Below are 21263 nucleotides of genomic sequence, written 5' to 3'. Positions count from 1 at the left end.
TGAATCCCAGCCATTGCGTACAAGGAATCTCCCATGCAACCACGTGTTCGCTCACTGATCGCCACGGCTCTGCTGCTGGCCGCCGGGGGTGTCTCGGCCCAGGATCTGCGGATCGGTTACGCCGACCCGGTCTCGTCCCTCGACCCGCAACTGAACAACTACGCCGGCGACCGCTCGGTCGCGCTGCACGCCTTCGAATCCCTGGTCAACCGCCACGATGACAAGACCCTGCCGGGCTTGGCCAAAAGCTGGAAAGTCGTGGACCCGACCACCTGGCAGTTCGACCTGCGCGATGACGTCAAATGGCAGGACGGCACGCCGCTGACCGCCGATGATTTCGTGTTCTCCTTCGAGCGCGCGCGCAGCGTGCCCGGCAGCGTCGCCTCGTACGCCGGCGCCATGCGCACGGTCGAGTCGGTCAGCGCGAAGGACGCCCACACGCTGATCATCAAAACCCGCACGCCGAACGCCAATCTGCTGCCTGACGTCGACTCGATCTACATCGTCAGCCGCCACGCCGGGGCGAACGCCAGCAGTGCCGATTACAACGCCGGCAAGGCGATGATCGGCACCGGGCCGTATCGCTTCGTCTCCTACGTGCCGGGTGACCGGACGATCTTCGCGCGCAACGACAGTTACTGGGGCGGCAAGCCGACTTGGGACAAGGTCGATTTTCGTTTCATCGCCAATGCCGCCAACCGCACTGCTGCATTGCTGGCAGGTGACGTCGACGTGATCGACAAGGTCTCGCCGACGGACGTGGAGCGGTTGCGCAAGACCCCGAGCGTTAACGTGTTTGCCTATCAGGGCCTGCGTGCGCTGATCATTCAGCCGAGTTTCCGCGAAGGCCCCAACGAGTTCATCCGTGACAACGCCGGCAAGCCGCTGGCAGAGAACCCGCTGCGTGACGTACGCGTGCGCAAGGCGCTGTCCCTGGCGATCAACCGCCAGGCCATCGACGAACGCATCATGCAAGGCACCGTGACCGAGGCCAATCAATGGATGCCGGCCAACACCTTCGGCTACAACCCGCAGGTGAAAAACATCCCCTACGACGTCAAGCAGGCCAAAGAGCTGCTGGCCCAGGCCGGCTTCCCCGAAGGCTTTCAGCTGACCGTGCACGTGCCGGGCGACCGTTATCCGCAGGCGCCGGAAGCGATGCAGGCGGTGGCGCAGTTCTGGTCGCGGATCGGCGTCAAGGTGCAGCTCGAAGTGCTGCCGTGGGCGGTGTATGCCGGCAAGGCCAACAAGAATGAACTGGCGGTCAGCGTCATAGCCTGGGGCAACGGCACCGGCGAAGCGGCCTACGCGCTGACCAACATTCTCACCACCGTCGACAGCAGCAAGGGGCAGGGCGCTTCGAACTGGGGTCATTACAGCAACCCGCTGGTGGACAAGGCCCTGGTCGATTCAACCGCCGAATTCGACGAAGCCAAGCGCCGGCAGATTCTGGAGGACTCGGTGAAAGTGGTCAGCGACGACGTCGGCATCATCCCGCTGTTTCATTATCAGAACATCTGGGCGGCGCGGAAGGGCCTGAAAGTCGAGCCGCTGGTGAGCGACCGCACCGCCGCGACCATGGTCACCGAGCAACCTTGATTCTGCATGTCCCCGCGGCGACACAGGTGCGCAGCGGGGACGACGTCCCACTTACTGTCAGGAAACGTCATGTCATTGAATCCCTCACACCCGCTGGACACTGTGCCGGGCACTGAGCCCGATGTGCTTGATGGTCTGCTCGGTATTCAGCCGGGCTCGACGCTTCACACCGTTCGCCATGCCCGCGACAAGGTCGCCTCCGCCACCCAGGGCAGTCAGGATTTGTTTTTTGCCCCTGAACTGCCGGGCAATCTGTCGCTGACCGAACGCTTGTGGGTGACCTATTACGCCGCCCATTTGACGCCGCACGCGACACTGACCGCGCACTATCTGGCGCAGTTGCACGCCCAGGGCGTGGACGCGTTGAGCGTGGCCAGCATTGATTCCGGTTCGCTGGATGAGCTGAGCGACCCTCGATTGCGCGGCATTCTGGAATTCACCCGCACATTGATCGAGTCGCCAGTGCATGGCGACCAGGCGGCGTTGCAGGCGCTGCACAATGTCGGGCTGAGCACTGAGGAAATCGTTGTGCTGGCGCAGCTGGTTGCGTTCATGTCCTATCAGGTGCGTCTGGCCGCAGGGCTGGGTGCACTGCTTTCTGCTGGAGAAGCGTGATGAGTGAGCCGATTCGCGACAATGGATTCACCAACGAGGTACTGGGCTGGAAGGCCTGGCTGCCGACGGTTGATCTGAACAGCGCCACCCCCGAGCAGATCGCGGTGCTCGAAGAGAGCCATCCCCAGGCGAAGACCTCGGACTATTACCTGACCCTGGGCCATCACCCGGACATTCTTCGCCAGCGTTCCCAGGCCTTCAACGCCATCATGTACGCCCCAGGCGGGCTGTCCCGAGCCGAGCGTGAACTGGCGAGCACCGTGGTCTCGTGCGTCAACCGCTGCGTGTACTGCGCCTCGGTGCATGCCCAGCGGTTTGAGCAGTTGGCCAAGCGCAACGACGTGATCCGCGAGGTCTTCGCCGACCCTGCCACGGCGGGCACCAACGAACGGGAAAAAGCCATCGTGCGCTTTGCGATAGACCTGACACTGGCCCCGGCCTCGATCGATGCCACCCATATCAAGGCGTTGCGTGAGCAGGGCCTGGACGATGGGCAGGTACTGGACCTGATACACGCCATCTCGATTTTCGCCTGGGCCAACCGCCTGATGCTGAATCTGGGGGAGCCAGTGTTTCCGGCGGATCAGGCCTGATGGATTCATATAACGTTTAGCGCGAATTGTCGTTCTGCCCCGACGCTTTCTTGCAGCAAACACAGCACCTGTGGGAGTGAGCTTGCTCACGAAGGCGCCGTTCCAACCGCTGAAAATTCACTGAATGTCCCGGCCTCTTCGTGAGCAAGCTCACTCCTGCTTTTAGTGGGACTGGCTTTAGCCGGGAAGAGGCCAGTGCGTGCGCAGTGAATTTTGCGGTGTGGCATCCGACGCCTTCCCGGCTGAAGCCGGTCCCACAGAAAATATAAGGTCCCATCGTTCGGGTTTCAGTCAGTGACACTGGATGCACGGGATGCTTTCAGTGGGACCGGCTTTAGCCGGGAAGGGGCCGGCAGATGCGCTATCCATCAAAAAAAAACGGCCTCCATTGCGGAGGCCGTTTTTGTGTTTACGCGATCAATCAGGCAACGAGGTCAGTGACGTGCAGCTCCTTGACGCCGACCAGCTGGATTTCGAAGTCCGGGGTGGCGTCGGCGTTGATGCTGCCGTAGAGGATCCCGTCGGCAAAACGTATCTGCCCGGTGGCGTCGTTGCTGTCAAAGGCGTTGCTGCCAATGAAGGTAAACGCGTCGATGCCCGGCGTTTGAGGATTGGCGTCCAGGGCGCTGAAGTCGAGCAGGTCGCCCTCGGCGCTCTTGAAGCCGTTGATCACGTCGCGCAGCGCACCGACACCCATGTCGGCGACAGAGTCGAACACGTAAGTGTCGGCCCCGGTGCCGCCGGTGAGCGAATCGGTACCCGCGCCGCCGATCAAACGATCGTTGCCCGAGCCGCCGATCAGCGTGTCATCGCCGGCGCCGCCGTTGAGCACGTTGGCGCCGCTGTTGCCGGTCAGGCTGTCGGCGAAGGCGCTGCCGATCAGGTTCTCGACGCTCTTCAGCGTGTCCAGGCCGGAGCCGCCAGTGTTCTGCTGGGCCGAGGTCGACAGCGTGGCGGTGATGCCTGCCTGCGCGCCAACGTAAGACACGGTGTCGTTACCGTCCCGCCCGTCCAGCACGTTGTTGCCGCTGCCGGCGAACAGCACGTTGTCCAGCGCGTTGCCGATGCCGTTGGCCGCATCGAGGCTGTCGATGTACAGGTTTTCCACGTTGGCGCCGAGGGTGAACGTCGCCAGGGTGCTGTGCACGCTGTCGATGCCGCCGGAGACGCGATCGGCGTTGGTTTCGATCACGCTGTCGCCGCTGTTGTCGACGTAGTACGTGTCGTTGCCATTGCCGCCGCTCATGCTGTCGGCACCGCCGGCGCCATCAATCACGTTGGCGGCCGCGTTGCCGGTGATGAAGTTGCGCAGCTCGTTGCCGTTGCCGTCGATGGCCGAGACACCGGTGAGCACCAGGTTTTCCAGATTCGCGCCGAGGGTCCAGCTGACCGACGCCTGCACGGTGTCGATCTGCGACGGCGAGTCGCTGCTTTCGGTGACGCTGTCGAAGGCGTTGTCGACAATGTAAATGTCATTGCCGTCGCCGCCCGTCATGCTGTCGGCGCCGAGGTCGCCGTCCAGCGTGTCGTTGCCGGACGAACCCACCAGCGTGTCGTCCTGGTCGGTGCCGAAGATCATGCCGCCTTCGTTCTGCGCACCGTCGAAGATGGCCTGTACGCTGTTGTTGTCGCTCGGGTCACCGTGGAAGCCCAGGTCGTCGGCGATGTAGTCGGCCAGACGCTGACCGACGATCTCGGCGGACTCTTCATGCAAGTGCCAGACGTCGTCGGGGTAGACCAGCGGGTCGACTTCGTGGCGCAGGGGCAGGTCGGTGTAATCCACCGCAATCTTCACGTCGTCACGCTGGGCGGCGATCGCTTCCTGGGTGGCGCGGACGTAGCCGACACCTTCGACGATGCCGGCGATCTTCTCTTCCGAGAAGCCGCGGGCGCGGGCCGCGTCCTGGTCGTAGTGACCGGTTTCCATCATGTACACGTTGAAGTTGCCGAACTGCGCGTGCAGGTAATCGAACACCGACAAGGTCGCCGCCTTGTACGCCGCCGCCGCAGCATCCTTGTCCGAAGCGCGGGCGATTTCCTGCGCCGCTTCTTCGCCCTGACCCCAGATGATGCCCATGGTCACGTTGTCGATCGACTTCAGCTCGGTGAGCTGGTCGTTCAGCAAGGCCACGGCGCGCAACAGGGCCGGGCCCGGTTGGTCGGTGTCGGTCAGCCACCAGCACAGCTTCAACTCTTCGGCGCCGAGGGTCGACAGGCCGTTGACCGTGCTGCCGCCCACCGCGATGTCGATGCCATTGCCGTCAGCGTCGTTGAACTGGCTGCGCACGTCGTAGGTGGTGTATTTGCTCAAACCGTCCACCAGCATGGTGGTGCCGGACTGGCTGTCGTCTTCGGTCATGCGCAGCAGACGTGCGTTGGACTGGCCGAGGGTCGGCAGGAACAGAATGTCCTGGTCGGCCCGAGAGCCGAACACGAAGTCGTCGGCGGTGAGGGTGTTCATGTAGTTGCCGCTCAAGGCGATCTCGAAGCGGTGACCGTCAGCGTCGGGGACGCTGGATTTGATGTAGGTTTTGTCGCCAGCGGCGTTGAGGCTCAGGTACAGCGTGCCGTTGCTGCCATCGCCCAGGCCGAGGAAGCCCAGGGCGGAGACGTCGATCTTGTCCACGCCGTGGGTGAAATCGTAGATCGTGTCAGTCGCGGTGACACCGCCGGTGTTGTAGTCGCGGTAGCTGTCCTGGACGCTGGTGTAGCGGAAGGTATCCGCGCCGTCGCCGCCGTACAGCGAGTCGCGACCCGCGCCGCCGTCGATGATGTCCGGCCCTGCGCCGGCGCGAATGGTGTCGTTGCCGCCCAGGCCGAGGATCAGGTCGGCGCCGGCAGTGCCGGCGATCGCTTCGCCGTTGTCGGTGCCGGTGATGGTGCTGGCCGGCGCATCGGCCACGGCCAGGGCGAAGCTGTCACTGACTGACGCGCCCGACGGGTCGGTGGCCTTGATCAGCAGCGTGTAGTTGCCGGAGGCGGTGCTGGTCGGCGTGCCGCTGAAGGTCAGGCGGGTGCTGTCAAAGCTGAGCCAGTCGGGCAGGGCACTGCCATCGGCCAGGGTCGCGGTGTAGGTCAGCGCGTCGTTGTTGGCGTCGGAGAAGCTGTTGCTGGTGACCGCGTAGGTGAACGGCGAGTTTTCCGTCGCGTTCTGGTCCAGCAGCGGAATCACCACCACCGGCGCCACGTTGACGGGCGCATTCTGGCTGGCGAAGACGAAGTGGCTGGCGTTCAGGCTGCCGGCCAGATTACCCGCCAGGGACAGTTCGAAACGGTTGCCGTTGGCATCCGCGACGTTGTCCTTGACGTAGGTGCGGTTGGTGCTGGCGTTGTAGGTCACCTGCAGCGTGCCGTTGAGGCCGTTGCCCAGGCCGCCGTAGCCCAGGCCCGAGACGTCGATTTTGTCGGCGGTGACATCGAAATCAAGGATCTGGTCACTGGCGCTGGTGGTCGCCGTGCGGTAGCTGTCCTGGGTGGAGGTGAAGCGGAACACGTCCGCCCCCGCACCGCCGGTGAGTTTGTCGGCACCGGCGCCACCGATGAGAACGTCGTTGCCGTCGCCGCCGTTCAGGGTGTCATTGCCCGCGCCGCCGAACAGTTGATCGTTGCCGGTGGTGCCGGTCAGCGTGTCGTTGCCCGGCGTGCCGTTGATCACGCCCGGCGTTACCGGCACGTCCTGCACGGCGAGGGTGAAGCTGTCGCTGACGGTGGCGTTGCTAGCGTCGCTCGCGGTGATCTTGATTGCGTAGGTGCCCGACGCCGTGTTGCCCGGGGTTCCGCTGAAGGTGCGGGTCGCGGCGTCGAAGATCAGCCAGGTCGGCAGGGCGGTGCCGTCGGCCAGGGTCGCGCTGTAGCTGAGGGTATCGTTGTCCGGATCGGTGAAGCTGGTGCCGGGCACGACGTAGCTGAACGGCGTGTTTTCGGTGGCGTTCTGATCCAGCAGCGGGTTGGCGACGACGGGCGCCTGATTGACCGTCGGGGCGGTGGCGAACACGAAGTTGGCGCTGGTCAGTTTGTCGAGGTAGTTGCCCACGAGCGCCACTTCAAAGCGGTTGCCCTCGGCATCGGCGGTCAGCGATTTGATGTAAGTCTTGTCGCCGGCGTCGTTGAGCACCGCGTACACGGTGTTGTTCATGCCGTCGGCAAGGCCCGTGAAGCCCAGCTTGGAGAGGTCGATCTTGTCGGCGGTGACGTCGAAATCGGTGATCACGTCGCCCAGGTTGGCGCCGCCGGCGTTGTAGTTGCGGTAGCTGTCGGTGCGGCTGGAAAACACGAAGGTGTCAGCGCCAGCGCCGCCACTCAGGGTGTCCTGCCCCGCGCCGCCGTCGAGACGATCGTCCCCGGCGCCGCCCGCCAGGCTGTCGTTGCCGGCCAGGCCCAGCAGCGTGTCGGCCCCGTCAGTGCCCTGCAGCGAGTCGTTGCCGGTGGTGCCGGTGAGGGTGCGGTTGAAGATGAAGTTGTCGGCGGTCAGTGCGCTGACCAGATTCCCGGCGAGGATCAGCTCGAAGCGATTGCCGTTGGCGTCGGCATCGTAATCCTTGATGTAAGTGCGGTCGTTGCTGGCGCTGTAGCTGATCTGCAGGGTGCCGCCACGGCCGTTGCCCAGCCCGGTGAAGCCCAGACCGGCGAGGTCGATCTTGTCCTGGGTCGGGTCGAAGTCGGTGATGGTGTCGTCGAAGCTGGTGGTCGCGGTGCGGTAGCTGTCGGACTCGCTGGTGAAGCGGAAGATGTCCGCGCCCGCGCCGCCGGTGAGCTTGTCGACCCCGGCGCCGCCGATGAGGATGTCGCTGCCGCCACCGCCGTTGACGGTGTCATTGCCCGCGCCGGCGTAGAAGATCTCGTTGGCGTCGCTGCCCAGCAGGGTGTCGTTGCCGTCGGTGCCCTGAACCGCTACCACTGGCACGGTCGCGCTGACGTAGCTGCCATCGCCATACACCAGGGTGTCGCCCTTGGTGGTATGGGTGATGGTGTTGCCGATGATGGCGTTGCGGTCGGTGCCGTCTTCGTTGCGCTCGGCCACGCCATAGGTCGACAGGGCGCTGCCGTTGATGGTGTTGCCCTGAACGGTGTTGTCACTGCCGTTGTAATACTTGCCGGAAACGCCCTTGGTGTCGTCGTAGGACTGAATGATGATTTCCGGTACGCCGCCGCCCAGTGAGTTGTTGCTCAGGGTGTTGTTGATGACGTCGACGTTGTTGCTGCCGTAGATGCGAACGCCGGCGCTGGCGTTGTCGTGGATGTCGACGCCGGTCATGGTGACCTCGCTGGACAGCTTGATCAGCACGCCTTCGGCGCCGTTGCCATAGACCTCACCGCCGGTGATGGTGATGTTGTTCGGCGAAGGGATGTTCTCGCTGCCGCGCTGCACGACGATGCCGCCACCGCCGTTGCCGTAGGCGACGTTGTTGCTGAGGGTGAAATCGTGGCTGCTGGTGACCACGTTGAAACCGTGGCGATCGTTGTCGTAGGCGATGTTGTTTTCGAAGGTGCTGTCGCTGAGGAAGTCAGCGACAAAGCCGTCCAGGCCGTTGCCGTGGGACACGCTGTTCTTGATGACCATGTTCACGGTCTGTTCGTGGGGGTCAAAGCCGTAACCGGAGCAGTCCTTGATTTCCACGCCATCGAGGGTGACGTTGGAGTCGTAACCTTCCTTGCCCGGGATGTAGCCGTTGAACCAGCCGTCGATCTTGCCGGTGGTGTTGTCCCGGTTGCCGTCGATGGTCAGGTTGCTCAGCCCGAAGTCGTGGGTCTCTTCGCCGTAGGCGGAGCGGATGACGCCGGTGATTTTCGTGTCCGAACCGTCCGCGACCTTGATGTTGGAGACGCCCATGCCGTCGCCGTACATGTAGACGTTGCTCTTGAGCATGAGGCAGCCGTCGGACGGTTCCTCGCCGCCTGAGACGATGTAGGTCCCGGGGGGTACATAGACTTGTCCTCCACCCGCCGCCGCAGCTGCATCAATCGCTTGTTGGATGGCCGCGGTGTCGTCAGAGACGCCATCTCCCTTGGCGCCAAAATTTTGGACGTTAAAAATCATGTACTTATCTCCGGTCACAGGCTGAGGTCACGCTGCGTGCCAATTTCCAATCGGCACTGCAGCAGGTATGACCCACCTGAACGGAAAAGTTGTCGCCGTATGTCGGAAAACCGTCGTTTTGTGACGATCGGCACATTTTGGTGGTTGTTGGTGTCACGTAATTGACGTTTGGAGGGATGTGCTTTTCTGGCACTGTTGGAGAGATGAGGAGTCTGCGAGCGATGAAGATCGCTTGGCAGGACCGGCTTCAGCCGGGAAGAGGCTAGGGTGGGCACCCTCGATTCTGCAGTGTGACGACCAACGCCTTCCCGGCTAAAGCCGGTCCCACAAAGTTCGCGTTAGCCGGTCCTATTATGGGTTGGCGGGCCTACTAGGCCACTTCAGCGGGGGCGCAGCGCAGGCAGTCGCGGCCTTCGCCCTTGGCGGCGTAGAGCGCCTTGTCGGCCATGGCGATGAGCGCTTCGGCGCTGGTCTGAGGTGCGCTGGCGATGGCGACGCCCAGGCTGATGGTGACCCTGGCGCCGTCGCCCAGCACCGGGTGGGGCACGTTCAGCGCGGCGACCGCAGCACGCAGGTTTTCTGCCAGGGCCCTGGCCTGGGCCGGGTGGGCGTGGGTCATGAGCACCATGATTTCCTCGCCGCCGAAGCGAAAGGTCAGGGCGTCGGCTTTCTGCGCCGTGCGCTGGATCACGCCACTCAGCAACCGCAGGCAGGTGTCGCCCTGCAGATGCCCGTAGTTGTCGTTGTAGGATTTGAAGTGGTCGATGTCCAGCAGGATGACCGCGACGTTCGTGGGGGTCTGCGTTGCGCGACTCCACAGGGAGGCCAGCACCTCGCCCTGAAAACGCCGGTTGAACAATTGCGTCAGCGAATCGATGCGCGCCAGTTCCACCAGTTGCGCTCGCAGCAACTGCCCGCGCAACGCAAACAGATAACTCAGGCGGCTTCCGTGTTCCAGAAACCACGACGCCATCATCAGCAACGCCGCGGTGGAGAAGAACAACAGCGCATTGGCTTGCCAGATCTGAAAGTCGGCGAACTCAGCGAGGTAAGTGGTCACCAGCTGAATGACCAGCATGCAGGCCATGGCCACCGCCGCGCAGCGCACCGGCACCTGCTGGATCACCGTGCAATACACCATGATCAGCAGCATCCCCAGCTGATAGTGCAAGCGGAACGGACTTTCGCTGTAGATCATCGCTATCAGCGGCATCACCGAACACGTCACGGTGCCGATGGCTGCCGTCGCTTCCACAATGCGTCGGGTGCTGGCGCGCCGCGCGATGATCAGCAGAATCATAAAGATCGGCGTCATCAGGCAGACACGGCCCAGCGCCACGTAGGTAAACATGTCGTTCAGGCTGAGCCAGTCGCTGACCATGAACAGGTTGTAGATGAGGATGCCGCCGATGCCCACGGCGGACAGAAACTGGCGGCGTTGCTCAAGCGTTTCGGCCTCGTAGCGCTGTTCCAGCTCAGTGCTGAAACGCAGGCTGCGAAAACGCGATGCGATGGTGCGATCGACCTCGGCGAGAAGTTGCGCGTCATGGGGGCCAGGTCGATCGAGGACAAAGGAAAGCATGTTGCACCAAAGGGGTGGGTTGACCGGACTATGACATCATCGGTGATGTCTTAGTGCCATCATTTCGTCGGAGCGCTGTTTTCGCAAGGACTGACCGATCAAGCGTCAGGTTTGCGATGAACAGCGCTCCGTCTTGCCTCAGATACGGAAACTGCCCACCAGCTGCGTCAAACGCGCCGACTGACGTTCAAGGTCGGAACAGGCGCGCAACGTGGCCTGCAGGTTTTCCACGCCTTCCTGGTTCAGTGTGTTGATTTCGGTGATGTCGACGTTGATCGCTTCGACCACCGAAGTCTGCTCCTCGGTGGCGGTGGCGACCGACTGGTTCATCGCGTCGATCTCGCCGATGCGCACGGTCACGCTTTCCAGGCTCGTGCCGGCCTGATTGGCGATGCTGACGCTTTCATGGCTCTCGCGCTGGCTGTCATTCATGATCGCCACCGCTTCACGGGCGCCGTGTTGCAGCTCCTCGATCATTTTCTGCACCTGGCTTGCCGATTCCTGAGTGCGATGGGCCAGGCTGCGGACCTCGTCAGCGACCACGGCAAACCCGCGCCCGGCTTCCCCGGCGCGTGCTGCTTCGATGGCAGCGTTGAGGGCCAGCAGGTTGGTCTGCTGGGAGATCCCGGTGATGACTTCCAGAATCTGCCCGATGTTGGCGGTCTTGGTGTTGAGCTGCTCGATCTGCTCGCTGGCGCCGCTGATACGCGTCGACAAGCGGTTCATCGCCTGAATGTTCTGACCGACCACGGCCTGACCACTGGACGCCATATTGCGCGCGTCGCTGGAATGCCCGGACGCCATGGCGGCGTTCTGCGCGATCTCCTGCGCCGCAGCGCCCAGCTCGTTGATGGCCGCCGCGACACTGCTGGTACGGTTGGCCTGCTGATCGGAGTTCAGCATCGAGGAGTTCGACGCGCTGACCACGCGCAGCGCGACTTCGTTGAGCTGCACGGTGGAGGAGGCCACTTCGCGCATGGAGTCATGGATCCGCTCCACGAACAGGTTGAAGCCGTTGCCCAGGTAGCCGAATTCGTCCTGGCTGAGGATCTCCAGGCGCTTGGTGAGATCGCCTTCACCTGCCGCGATGTCGTGCATGGCGCGGCCCATGGTGTTCAGCGGACGCATCAGCACGCTGAGCAACACGCCCAACAGCGCAATGATCAGGACCACGGCGATGATCGTGGCGACGATCGCCGAGTTACGGAAATCGCCCAGTGCGGCGTAGGCCTGGGCCTTGTCCACCGCGATGCCGACGTACCAGTTGACCGACGGCAGACCGTCAACGTGAGCAAAGGTGACGACTTCGGTCTTGCCGGCGTGCTCGCTTTCGCTGACGTCTTCGGACAGGCGCGGCGTAGCGTTCGGGTAGACCTCGGCCAGGGTTTTCATCACCAGCGAGGTGTCCGGATGCACGAGAATGCGGCCGTTGGCGTCGACCAGAAAGGCATGGCCGTCGTTCTGCAGGCGCAGCGCGCTGATCATCTTCACCAGCACTTCCAGACTCAGGTCGCCGCCCGCAACGCCGGCGACGCCGGAAGGGCCTTTCACCGGCGTGGCGATGGTCACGATCAGGCCTTTGGTCACGGCGTCCAGATAGGGCTCGGTCAAGGTGGTCTTGCCGGCCTTCAGTGCATCGGTGTACCACGGGCGGGTGCGCGGGTCGTAATCGCCGGGCATGTCATCAGGCGGTTGCGTCACGAATGAACCATCGGCTCTGCCCAGGTAGATGCTCATGAACGTCGAGATCAGCGTTGGCTGACCGAGCAGCCGGTTGAACACCTCGGGCGACGACACGGCGGCGCCCTCGGCGACGTTTTCCACCAGCAGGATGCGTCCCGACATCCAGTTCTGGATATTGCCGGCCGTACTTTCGCCCATCTGGTTCAGACTTTCCCTTAACTGATCCCGGATGGCGTTGCGTTGCAGATAATCGTTGTAGAGGGTGAATAAGGTAAACGCGGCGATCACCACCAGCGACGCCGCCAGCAGGATTTTATGGCTGAATTTCAGGGATTTGGTCATGCCTTGAGGGCCTTCAAGCGATTGCAGGGAAAGGATTGCAGTGTGTCAGTCGGGCTATCGGCGGCCAGCGGGATAGATGAATGGCTTGCTGCGCAAAACAGGCCTCTATTTGACTGGAATCTGACAATCGGTCCTGGGTGTACGGCCCGCGAGTCATGTAACCGTGCTAAGCGAGGAGGGCTGAGGGCGAGGACGTGAGTAAGTGGAGCAGGGCAGACGCCCAAAAAAAGGGCTGCAAAAAGCAGCCCTCTGGCATTCGACTTATGCGGCCCAAGCACGAAGCACGGCGCTTGAACCTTGAAGCTTGAAGCCTCGAGCTCGCAGCTAGGCCCTCATCCCTTAGAGCGCATGACTGTAGACCAGCGCATAGGATTCGATCCCGTCGTTAGGCTCCTTGATCCCTGCGTTTGAATAGTGGGTAACGCGCAGGCCGACGCGCTGGGTGTCGCCGAATTTCAGGCCGGCGCCGAGACGGTCTTCGAAGTTGAAAGCGGAACCGAACTTCTGGTCACCCGCAGATGAACCGGTAAACAACGAAACGCCCACACCGGCTTCGATATAGGGCTTCACCGGACCGCTGCCGAACTCATAAACGAACACTGGTGCAAAGGACGCCGAGTGGCGAGCGCCTGCCTGTTTGCCTGCTTCCCAGTAGGTGTAGCCCAGGTCCCAATAGCCGGTCAGCTTGCCGGTGGAGCTTTCCAGCCAGGACTTGTCCCAGTCGAAACCCAGGGCAACGCGGCCGGTGACGCCACCTTGGCTGGTGGCACCCAATGCACCGGAGATCTGCGTGGCGTTGGCGGTCATGGCAAAAGAAGACAGGCAAAGGGCAGCGAGCAGTAGCTTTTTCATGGTGGAGATAGCCAGAAAGGTCAATAAAACCGGGGAGAGGAATCACCCGAACGGATGTAGGGCAGAACGCCACTACAAAAGTTCCATTGGCCCTGTATGAAATTTCCCAGAACTTCGTTTTTGGAATGATTCAAGCGGTATCAAGCGCCCGATTGATCAAAATTGTTGAGGCTCGGCAGAAGGATAATTCGCTTTTACGGCGTGCGATTAAGGTCAACAATCCGCCCTGTCATTCCCGCCCCAAGGATCGCCCATGAGCCTCTCGCCCTTCCATCTCGCCATTCCCGTTTACGATCTCGCCGCCGCGCGCCACTTCTACGGCGACGTATTTGGTCTCTCCGAAGGCCGCTCCAGCGAGCAATGGGTCGATTTCGATTTTTACGGTCATCAACTGGTCATCCATGAGCACCCGAAGACCACTTCCCAGGAGTCCGTGCATTCCAACGCGGTGGATGGCCACGACGTACCGGTCCCGCACTTCGGCATCATCTTGCACTGGGAAGAATGGGAGGCGCTGGCGGAGCGTCTGCGCGCCCGGGAAACGAAGTTTGTGATCGAACCCTACATCCGCTTCCAGGGCCAGGTGGGCGAGCAGGCCACCATGTTCCTGTTCGATCCGTGCGGCAACGCGCTGGAATTCAAGGCGTTCAAGGACATGAGTCAGTTGTTCGCCAAATAATCCGGGCGTGCCCCTCGGGTGCTTGTCAAAGGCGCCCGTTTTCGTTTCAGCCGCACTGCAGCCACTTCAACTTACCTGTCCAGCGGCCGATAAACCGATTCAGCATCTCTTAATGATCGGATCGGACTGGAAAACTTATGCTCACTGCGATGAACAGGATGCTGGAAAACATCAGCGTCAGATCCAAGCTGTCTCTGGGCTTTGGCGCAGTGCTGGTGTTGACCCTACTGATAGCGTTGGCAGGGTGGTCCGGGATCGGCGGACTGAGTGAAAGGGGAGACCGGATTCTCGACATCTCAAAGCTCAATGACCTGACGCGTGACATGCGCATCGCGCGCTTGTCCTACACGCTCAATTACGATGCAGATCACGCCGCTGTGGTGGTCAAGGCGCTGGACAACCTTGACAGTCACCTGGCGTACTGCCGCGCCAATTTCGATTCGGCGTTGAATATCCCGCATATTCAGTCGGCGACGGAGGCGGTCAAGCGCTACCGCGCGCACTTCAGCGACTACGTTCAATCTGTGCAGAATCGCGAGGCCTCTCGTGGCATTTTCGGCAGCAATGCGGACGCCGCGGTGGAGCAATTGCAGAAGATTGAGGCCGCAATTTCCGCGAACGCCGACGCTGCGCAGACCGCTGCGGTGGTGAAGGCGCAGGCCTTGGTCGAGCAGGCGCGCTTCCAATTGCGCGGCTACACCTACAGCCTCAAACCCGAGCTTGAAGCACCGGCCAAAAAAGCCATCAGTGACGCTCGCGCCTACACCACGGTCCTTGGCCAGGCGCTGCCGGCGGCACAAAACGAGGCCGTGCAGCACCTCGGCTCGGCCCTCGACGCTTATTTGCTGACGGTCAGCCAGTTCAGCGAGGCTCAAGCGGGAGCCGCCAACGCTCAGTTGGGGTTGAACGAAGACATTGCCAGCCTGTTTGCCGCCAGTAACGCACTGGCAAAAAATCAGGCCGTATTGCGCAGCGAAGATGTGGACGCCGCCCGTAACGTGTTGGGCGGCGCGACACTGGGCGCATTGATCCTCGGCATTCTTGCGGCCTGGCTGATCACTCGCTTGATTGTCCTGCCCTTGATGGACGCGCTTCGCACTGCCGAGCAGGTGGCCGGTGGTGACCTGACAAATGCCCGTGTGGTGTCGCGCAAAGACGAACTGGGCATGTTGCAACGCAGCATGGCGCGGATGACGGTCAACCTGCGCGAACTGATTGCCGGGCTGCGCAATGGCGTGACGCAGATCGCCAGTGCCGCCGAGGAATTGTCAGCGATCACCGAGCAAACCAGTGCGGGCGTCAACAGCCAGAAGATCGAGACCGATCAGGTGGCGACGGCCATGAACGAGATGGCGGCCACGGTGCAGGAAGTTGCACGCAACGCGGAAAGCGCTTCCGAGGCCGCGGCCACCGCCACCCGTGAGGCCCGCGACGGTGACGAGGTGGTGCGTCAGGCCATCAATCAAATTGAGCGCCTGGCTGCCGAAGTCGGCCACTCGACGGTCGCCATGGCGGACCTGAAAACCGAAAGCGGCAAAATTGGCAGCGTCCTCGATGTCATCAAGTCAGTCGCTCAGCAGACCAATCTGCTGGCGTTGAACGCCGCCATCGAGGCTGCGCGGGCGGGCGAGGCGGGAAGGGGCTTTGCGGTGGTCGCTGACGAGGTGCGCAGCCTGGCCCAGCGTACCCAGTCTTCCACTGAAGAAATCGAGCAACTGATCACCGGTCTGCAGAGCGGCACGCAGCAGGTGGCGGGGATCCTTGAAAACAGCCGCGTGCTGACTGACAGCAGTGTCGAACTGAGTCGCCGTGCCGGGGTTTCACTGGGGGGCATCACCCGCTCGGTGGTGTCCATCGAGTCGATGAACCACCAGATTGCCGCTGCCGCTGAAGAGCAAAGCGCCGTCGCTGAAGAGATCAACCGCAGCGTGATCAGCGTTCGCGAAGTCTCCGAGCAGACATCGGCCGCCAGCGAACAAACCGCAGCGTCCAGTGTTGAACTCGCCCGGTTGGGCGTGCACTTGCAGACGCTGGTCGGAAAATTCAAGGTGTGACCGCCGAGGCGCACTTGCACGACGGGCAATGGCGTCAGTCTGCGCGGGGGAGCGCGTCCACAACGCAGCTTCTGAACAATTCCAGCAGCGGTGTGTGCCGCTGCAGGTATTTGCTCACCAGCACGATCTCGCGGAAAAAGGTCAGCTCACCAAGGTCGATGATCCGCACGTCCTCCGCATGCTCCAGCCACAACCCGGCCATGGGCACCAGCGCCACGCCCAACCCGGCGCGGACCATCTTGACGATGGCGTCCAGCTCATCGAGCTCCAGGGTTTGCCGCACCTCAAGTTTGCGCTCGCGCAGGAACTGCGTGACCCGGCGGCCGCCGAACGAGCGCTGATCGTAGCGAATGAAAGGGTGGTCGCTGAGGATCTGCCGAGGGTCGTCGCCCTGCATGCCGGATGGCGTGATCAGCACGAAGGGTTCTCTGGCGAGGACCTCGGCGTGCAGCTCTTTGGGCAGGGCGAATGGCGGTTTGATCATGATCGCCAGATCGAGCTCGCCGGCGTCCACCTGACTGAGCAGGTTCAATGAAACCCCCGGCACCAGACTGGCCTCGATGAACGGCGCCTTGCTGCGCAGCGCCACCAAGGCCTGAGGCAGGATGCCGGTCTGCGCCGTGCTGATGGCGCCGATGCGCAGCGCGCCGCGAAAGTCGTTGGCGCTGTCGGGGCTGCCCATGCGCCCGAACAGCTGCAGCATTTCTTCGGCCAGTGCCACGGCGCGTTGTCCGGCGGCGTTGAGGGTGGCGGCGCGGCCGGTGCGATCAAAGAGGGTGACGCCCAGAGCGTCTTCGAGGTTCTTGATCTGCGCGCTCACCGCCGATTGGGTCAGCCCGACCTCGCGCCCGGCCGCCGCAAAGGTGCCTCGACGCGCGACGCAGACGAAGGTTTTCAACTCTCTGATCATCGGCAGGTCCTGGCAGGAAATTCAAATCGGGCAGGGCGCACCCACAGGCGGCCGGCAGCGGATAGTAACCAGTGCCGTCGACAAATAAAAATGCCGCCTCAAAGGCGGCATTTTTTTACGCGGGACGCTTAACGATAGCGTTCCAGCCAGTGCGCGTAGGGCGCAGGCAGGGTCCACGAGGCTTTGTCGACGCCCAGTTCTTTGGCGGCGAAATAAGCCCAATGCGGATCCGCCAGGTGCGCCCGGCCGATCGACACCAGGTCCAGCTGACCGTTCTGCACGGCGGCCTGAGCCAGTTTCGGATCGCCAAAACCCCACGCCGAGGTCACCGGGATATCGGCTTCACGGCGTACGCGTTCGGCGATCGGGCCCATGAATGCCGGGCCCCACGGGATGTTGGTTTCCGGGATGGTGAAACCGACGCTGACGCTGAGCAGATCAAGACCGCCGGCCTTGAAGCGGCGCGCCAGTTCGATGGATTCGCTGAGGGTCTGCTCGTCACGGCCGTCGTACTCGATCACACCGAAGCGCGCGGTCAGGGGCAGGTTTTCCGGCCAGACTTCACGCACGGCGGCCAGGGTTTCCAGCAGGAAGCGGCTGCGGTTGTCGAAGCTGCCACCGTAGGCATCGGTGCGCTGGTTGGAGTGTTCGGAGAAGAAGCTCTGGCCCAGGTAACCGTGGGCGAAGTGCAGCTCGATCCATTCAAAGCCGACTTCACGGGCACGGCGTGCAGCATCGACGAAGTCCTGCTTGACCCGGGCGATGTCGTCCAGGGTCATTTCCTGGGGGACTTTCGGCAGGTTGGCGCCGAAGGCGATGGCCGAGGGTGCGATGGTCTGCCAGCCACGGGCATCATCGGCGGCCATGTGGTCGTCACCTTCCCATGGACGGTTGGCGCTGGCCTTGCGACCGGCGTGGGCGATCTGGATGCCCGGGACCGAGCCGGCTGCCTTGATCGCTTGCACCGCAGGAATGAACGCCTTGGCGTGCTCGTCGCTCCAGATGCCGGCGCAACCCGGAGTGATGCGGCCTTCAGGGGAGACGGCAGTGGCTTCGACGACCACCAGGCCCGCACCGCCGCGGGCCATGCTCGCGAGGTGAACGTGGTGCCACTCGTTGATGACGCCGTCGTCTGCCGTGTACTGGCACATTGGAGGGATGGCAATGCGGTTACGCAGGGTCACGTCCTTCAGCGTGAAGGGTTCGAACAATGCAGACATGAAATACTCCTGATGATTGAATTCGCTTGTTCGATAGTATTCGAAATATGGCGAAGAATGAAACCCCTCGCTATGATGCGCGGCATGCGCGCCTTCAAACATCCGTTACCGACCGAACTCACACTTGAGCGTTTGCTTTACGCATTAAGTGACCCCGTACGCCTCGAAATCGTTCGCTGTCTTTCCACGGTAGAGGAGGCGACCTGCGGCGAGCTCGACGGCGGACGGCCCAAGTCCAGCATGTCTCACCACTTCCGCGTGCTGCGCGATGCAGGCCTGGTGCATACGCGCAACATCGGCACCACGCACATGAATTCGCTGCGCACCGAGGAGCTGGATATTCGCTTTCCGGGTCTGCTGGGGTGCATTCTGGCTCAGGCGTGAACCGGCGTTTTCAGACGTACGGTGCGGTTAGTAGACCCGCCCTCAGCGCAAACAAAAATGGCCCGATCTTGCGATCGGGCCATTTAATTTGCGGGCTTGAACCTGACGCTTAGACGGCGCCGACGATCTTCGCAGCCGGTTGGGTACGACGACCCATTGCACCGGCACCGGCTGCCACGAGGGCAGAAACCACGAGGGTGATCAGCAGGATCCAGGCGGCGCGGGAAATGTTTTTCGCCGCAACGTCAGCCGCTTCACGGGCTTTCTGCTCGGCTTGGGCTTTCAGCTCCTGGTACTTGGCGTACGCCTGGCGGTAGCTGGCCTGGGCCTGATCGACGATCTGGTTGGCTTCGGCGTCGGTCTTGTTGCCGCGGGCCTTGATCAGGTTGACGAAGGCCTGACGGTCAGCGGCGTCCCACGCCTGGTCGCCCTTGGCTTTCAGACGGTCGAGCAGGCCGCTCAGTTGCTCGTCAGCCTGTTGTGGGGCTTCGGCGCTGCGTTGTACGGTGTTTTTCGCGTCTTCCTGGGTGGTAGCAACGTCCTGCTTGACCTTGTTCGGGTCCAGCTCAGGCTTGCCGGTCTGGCGCATGGCTTGTTCGATTTCGCCCTGGATATCGTCCAGATTGAAGTCGATGCCTTGGGCGCGCAGCTGCTCCTGGATCTTGCCGCCAACGGCCGGGGCCACTTGCGCAATGCCGCTGCCCACTGCCGACAGGCCGCTGCCCGCCAGATTCAAACCGCCACGCACGACGCCGGTCACGGCGCTGGACACCAGGTAAACGCTGATCAGCGAAACGCTGGCCCAGACCAGAATGCCGTGGAAGGCGCCTTCGCGATGGGCCAACCGGCCGGCGGCCCAGCCCCCGACGAACAGGGAAATGACCATACTCACACCCAGCCAGATGCCGGTGCCTTTGCCCATGCCTGCCAGCGGATCGGCTTCTTGCAGCGGATCGATGCTGGCGCTGCCGATGGCGGTGCCCAGCAGGCTGAGCATCAGCGAGACCACGAGCGCGAGTACCACACCGGCCAGAATGGCGCCCCAGGAAATTCGTTTGAGCAAGGGGGCAACAGCAGTCCCCCGGTAGACAGGATCGTCGTAGGCGGCAGGTGTAACTCGGTCATCGCGAATCATAGTGGCAGTTCCTTTGGTCATTGGCAGAGCGCAAGACGTGTTGCGCGTAATTCAATGACCTCCGCACTTTTTGATTAGTTTTATGCAGGCGGAAAATAAAATGCTGGCAAAATGCCTAAGCATCAAAATTGCCGAAAATTCAAAGGTCTGCAAGCAGATTAAATTGGAATCAGTGTTATTCCCAGTCGCGATATGGCGTCACCCCGGACGCTGTCCTTGGCTACCTTCTATACCACCGTAATAATTTTTCCCGAGATAGCCTGATGAATACCCTCACCGCCGATGACCGCACTCAGGTCACTCGGGAAGCCACCGTTGAATACTGGAAACACATCATCCCGATCGTGCAAATCGCGTTCGCGATTCACGTGCTGTTGCTGGGTTTGTTCCTGATCGTGGACCTGCCCGTGATGTGGGTCACCAACGCGGCGAGCGTCGCGGCTTACATCGCCTGTCTGCTGGCAATCAAACGCCGGCTGTATCGCTGCGCCGGCATGCTCATCTGTATCGAAATCATCGCCCACGCCGCCATCGCCACCTGGGTGCTCGGCTGGGACAGCAACTTCCACCTCTACGTGTTCTGCATTGTGCCGATCATTGCTTTCGGCTTTCATTCCTCGCCGGTGCGCAGAGGCTGCCTCAGCGCCGCCGTGCTCATCGTCACCGTGGGCGGGTACCTGCTGCGCAACAAGGTGCCGGTCTTCAGCATCAGCGAAAACGTTCAGGACCTGTTTGGCGCAGCCAACGCATTGACCGCAACGGCGTTGTTGCTGCACGCCACGGCGTTGTCGGTGCGCTTCAACCTGTCGATGCACATGAACCTTTATCACTCCGCCCACCGCGACAGCCTGACCAATCTCTATACCCGGCGGCGGGTGCTGCAGCGTCTGCGTCAGCTAGGCGGGGGGCGGCGGGAGATCCCCACGGCGCTGGTGCTGATCGACATTGATCACTTCAAACAGATCAACGACAAGCACGGTCATGACATGGGCGATGTGGTGCTGCAGCAGGTGGCCGCTGTCATCGACCAGTGTGTACGCACCACGGACATCGCCGCGCGCTGGGGCGGCGAAGAATTTCTGGTGTTGATGCCCAACACCCGCTTCGAGGACGCCCGGCTGATCGCCGAGCGGATACTTACGCATATTCGCGAACAGGGCGGGGAGATCAGGCAGATGAGCCTGAACCTTACCGCGACCCTTGCGGTGGCCATCCTGAAAGACGGGGAGACGTTCCGGGATGCGCTGAACCGGGCCGATCAGCGCTTGTACGAGGGCAAGCAGGAGGGACGCAACCGGGTCATGCTGGCGGAGTGAGCGCGGCGGGCCTCGCCAAGCCCAGCCGATGCACCCGCCGAATGTAAATTCTCTGCAAAGGTCGGGCTCGTCGCTTGTTCCTGCGGATCACGCAGGGCTAAATGTCGCAACAATTCGAAACACCTCAATCCGAACGTCAGCCTGCCGGCCAGGCGGCGCCTGCTGCACGACTGCAGCGCGCCGCGCGCATCGACGTTGCCTGGCGCAGCGTTTTGCACGCCGTACCGATCCGCCCGGCAACGCGCTGGCCGACGGCTTCACT

General features: G+C 62.3%; 14 protein-coding genes and 1 pseudogene. 7 read left to right on the top strand and 8 right to left on the bottom strand.

Going from position 1 to position 21263, the window contains the following annotated elements; all coding sequences use genetic code 11:
- Positions 1 to 33 precede the first annotated feature (33 nt).
- The 3 genes from AC07RO_RS16785 to AC07RO_RS16775 all read left to right on the top strand — a co-directional run bounded on the left by AC07RO_RS16785 (position 34) and on the right by AC07RO_RS16775 (position 2807).
- Positions 34 to 1599, top strand: a complete 1566-nt coding sequence (locus tag AC07RO_RS16785; RefSeq protein ID WP_346628970.1) for an ABC transporter substrate-binding protein — start codon at positions 34 to 36, stop codon at positions 1597 to 1599.
- Positions 1600 to 1668: 69 nt separating this feature from the next.
- Entirely contained in the window at positions 1669 to 2214 is a 546-nt protein-coding gene (locus AC07RO_RS16780; protein WP_495086606.1) for a CMD domain protein, read from the top strand.
- On the top strand, positions 2214 to 2807 hold the full coding sequence (locus AC07RO_RS16775) for a peroxidase-related enzyme (RefSeq protein WP_495086605.1): 594 nt from the start codon (positions 2214 to 2216) through the stop codon (positions 2805 to 2807). Before AC07RO_RS16780 ends, AC07RO_RS16775 begins: the two co-directional genes overlap by 1 nt.
- Before the next feature lie 421 nt (positions 2808 to 3228).
- Here the strand turns inward: AC07RO_RS16775 and AC07RO_RS16770 are convergent, their stop codons facing one another.
- From AC07RO_RS16770 to AC07RO_RS16750, 5 genes and pseudogenes are all read right to left on the bottom strand, one after another.
- Positions 3229 to 8844, bottom strand: a complete 5616-nt coding sequence (locus AC07RO_RS16770; RefSeq protein WP_495086604.1) for a putative Ig domain-containing protein — start codon at positions 8842 to 8844, stop codon at positions 3229 to 3231.
- Between the two features lie 370 nt (positions 8845 to 9214).
- Positions 9215 to 10426, bottom strand: a complete 1212-nt coding sequence (locus AC07RO_RS16765; RefSeq protein WP_282371643.1) for a GGDEF domain-containing protein — start codon at positions 10424 to 10426, stop codon at positions 9215 to 9217.
- Between the two features lie 138 nt (positions 10427 to 10564).
- Positions 10565 to 11329 (bottom strand): methyl-accepting chemotaxis protein, encoded by a 765-nt coding sequence (locus tag AC07RO_RS16760; protein ID WP_446731158.1) that lies wholly within the window; start codon positions 11327 to 11329, stop codon positions 10565 to 10567.
- Positions 11330 to 11419: 90 nt separating this feature from the next.
- Positions 11420 to 12451, bottom strand: a pseudogene (locus AC07RO_RS16755) (cache domain-containing protein); the annotation flags it as partial.
- A 339-nt stretch (positions 12452 to 12790) separates the two neighbouring features.
- A complete protein-coding gene (locus tag AC07RO_RS16750; RefSeq protein WP_282371647.1) occupies positions 12791 to 13303 on the bottom strand; it encodes an acyloxyacyl hydrolase in 513 nt (170 codons plus the stop codon).
- Positions 13304 to 13556: 253 nt separating this feature from the next.
- Between AC07RO_RS16750 and AC07RO_RS16745 the strand changes: the two genes are divergently transcribed.
- Together AC07RO_RS16745 and AC07RO_RS16740 are read left to right on the top strand one after the other, a co-directional pair.
- The gene (locus AC07RO_RS16745; RefSeq protein ID WP_074883781.1) at positions 13557 to 13982 is read left to right on the top strand and encodes a VOC family protein; all 426 of its coding nucleotides are present in this window, start codon (positions 13557 to 13559) and stop codon (positions 13980 to 13982) included.
- A gap of 158 nt (positions 13983 to 14140) precedes the next feature.
- A complete protein-coding gene (locus AC07RO_RS16740; protein ID WP_495086622.1) occupies positions 14141 to 16036 on the top strand; it encodes a HAMP domain-containing methyl-accepting chemotaxis protein in 1896 nt (631 codons plus the stop codon).
- A gap of 34 nt (positions 16037 to 16070) precedes the next feature.
- Here AC07RO_RS16740 and AC07RO_RS16735 read toward each other — a convergent pair whose 3' ends face one another.
- Entirely contained in the window at positions 16071 to 16946 is an 876-nt protein-coding gene (locus AC07RO_RS16735; RefSeq protein WP_495086603.1) for a LysR family transcriptional regulator, read from the bottom strand.
- Positions 16947 to 17074: 128 nt separating this feature from the next.
- Positions 17075 to 18166 carry an NADH:flavin oxidoreductase/NADH oxidase gene (locus tag AC07RO_RS16730; protein WP_282371657.1) on the bottom strand — a complete coding sequence of 364 codons (1092 nt, stop codon included), beginning with the start codon at positions 18164 to 18166 and terminating at the stop codon, positions 17075 to 17077.
- 84 nt (positions 18167 to 18250) lie between these two features.
- Between AC07RO_RS16730 and AC07RO_RS16725 the strand changes: the two genes are divergently transcribed.
- Positions 18251 to 18550 (top strand): ArsR/SmtB family transcription factor, encoded by a 300-nt coding sequence (locus tag AC07RO_RS16725; RefSeq protein ID WP_346626131.1) that lies wholly within the window; start codon positions 18251 to 18253, stop codon positions 18548 to 18550.
- A gap of 109 nt (positions 18551 to 18659) precedes the next feature.
- Here AC07RO_RS16725 and AC07RO_RS16720 read toward each other — a convergent pair whose 3' ends face one another.
- Entirely contained in the window at positions 18660 to 19685 is a 1026-nt protein-coding gene (locus AC07RO_RS16720; protein WP_495009616.1) for a hypothetical protein, read from the bottom strand.
- Positions 19686 to 19948: 263 nt separating this feature from the next.
- Between AC07RO_RS16720 and AC07RO_RS16715 the strand changes: the two genes are divergently transcribed.
- Entirely contained in the window at positions 19949 to 21001 is a 1053-nt protein-coding gene (locus AC07RO_RS16715; RefSeq protein ID WP_495086602.1) for a GGDEF domain-containing protein, read from the top strand.
- Positions 21002 to 21263 lie beyond the last annotated feature (262 nt).

This window comes from Pseudomonas sp. GW821-FHT07F05, assembly GCF_059418765.1.
Note: the sequence above shows the minus strand (reverse complement) of the source record. Positions and strands in the feature narration are given on the sequence as shown.

Coding starts and splice junctions, on each gene's coding strand:
- AC07RO_RS16765 (WP_282371643.1), bottom strand. CDS start 10,426: ATGCTTTCCTTTGTCCTCGATCGACCTGGCCCCCATGACGCGCAACTT.
- AC07RO_RS16735 (WP_495086603.1), bottom strand. CDS start 16,946: ATGATCAGAGAGTTGAAAACCTTCGTCTGCGTCGCGCGTCGAGGCACC.
- AC07RO_RS16730 (WP_282371657.1), bottom strand. CDS start 18,166: ATGTCTGCATTGTTCGAACCCTTCACGCTGAAGGACGTGACCCTGCGT.
- AC07RO_RS16785 (WP_346628970.1), top strand. CDS start 34: ATGCAACCACGTGTTCGCTCACTGATCGCCACGGCTCTGCTGCTGGCC.
- AC07RO_RS16715 (WP_495086602.1), top strand. CDS start 19,949: ATGAATACCCTCACCGCCGATGACCGCACTCAGGTCACTCGGGAAGCC.
- AC07RO_RS16760 (WP_446731158.1), bottom strand. CDS start 11,329: ATGCTGAACTCCGATCAGCAGGCCAACCGTACCAGCAGTGTCGCGGCG.
- AC07RO_RS16725 (WP_346626131.1), top strand. CDS start 18,251: ATGCGCGCCTTCAAACATCCGTTACCGACCGAACTCACACTTGAGCGT.
- AC07RO_RS16775 (WP_495086605.1), top strand. CDS start 2,214: ATGAGTGAGCCGATTCGCGACAATGGATTCACCAACGAGGTACTGGGC.
- AC07RO_RS16745 (WP_074883781.1), top strand. CDS start 13,557: ATGAGCCTCTCGCCCTTCCATCTCGCCATTCCCGTTTACGATCTCGCC.
- AC07RO_RS16720 (WP_495009616.1), bottom strand. CDS start 19,685: ATGATTCGCGATGACCGAGTTACACCTGCCGCCTACGACGATCCTGTC.
- AC07RO_RS16770 (WP_495086604.1), bottom strand. CDS start 8,844: ATGATTTTTAACGTCCAAAATTTTGGCGCCAAGGGAGATGGCGTCTCT.
- AC07RO_RS16740 (WP_495086622.1), top strand. CDS start 14,141: ATGCTGGAAAACATCAGCGTCAGATCCAAGCTGTCTCTGGGCTTTGGC.
- AC07RO_RS16780 (WP_495086606.1), top strand. CDS start 1,669: ATGTCATTGAATCCCTCACACCCGCTGGACACTGTGCCGGGCACTGAG.
- AC07RO_RS16750 (WP_282371647.1), bottom strand. CDS start 13,303: ATGAAAAAGCTACTGCTCGCTGCCCTTTGCCTGTCTTCTTTTGCCATG.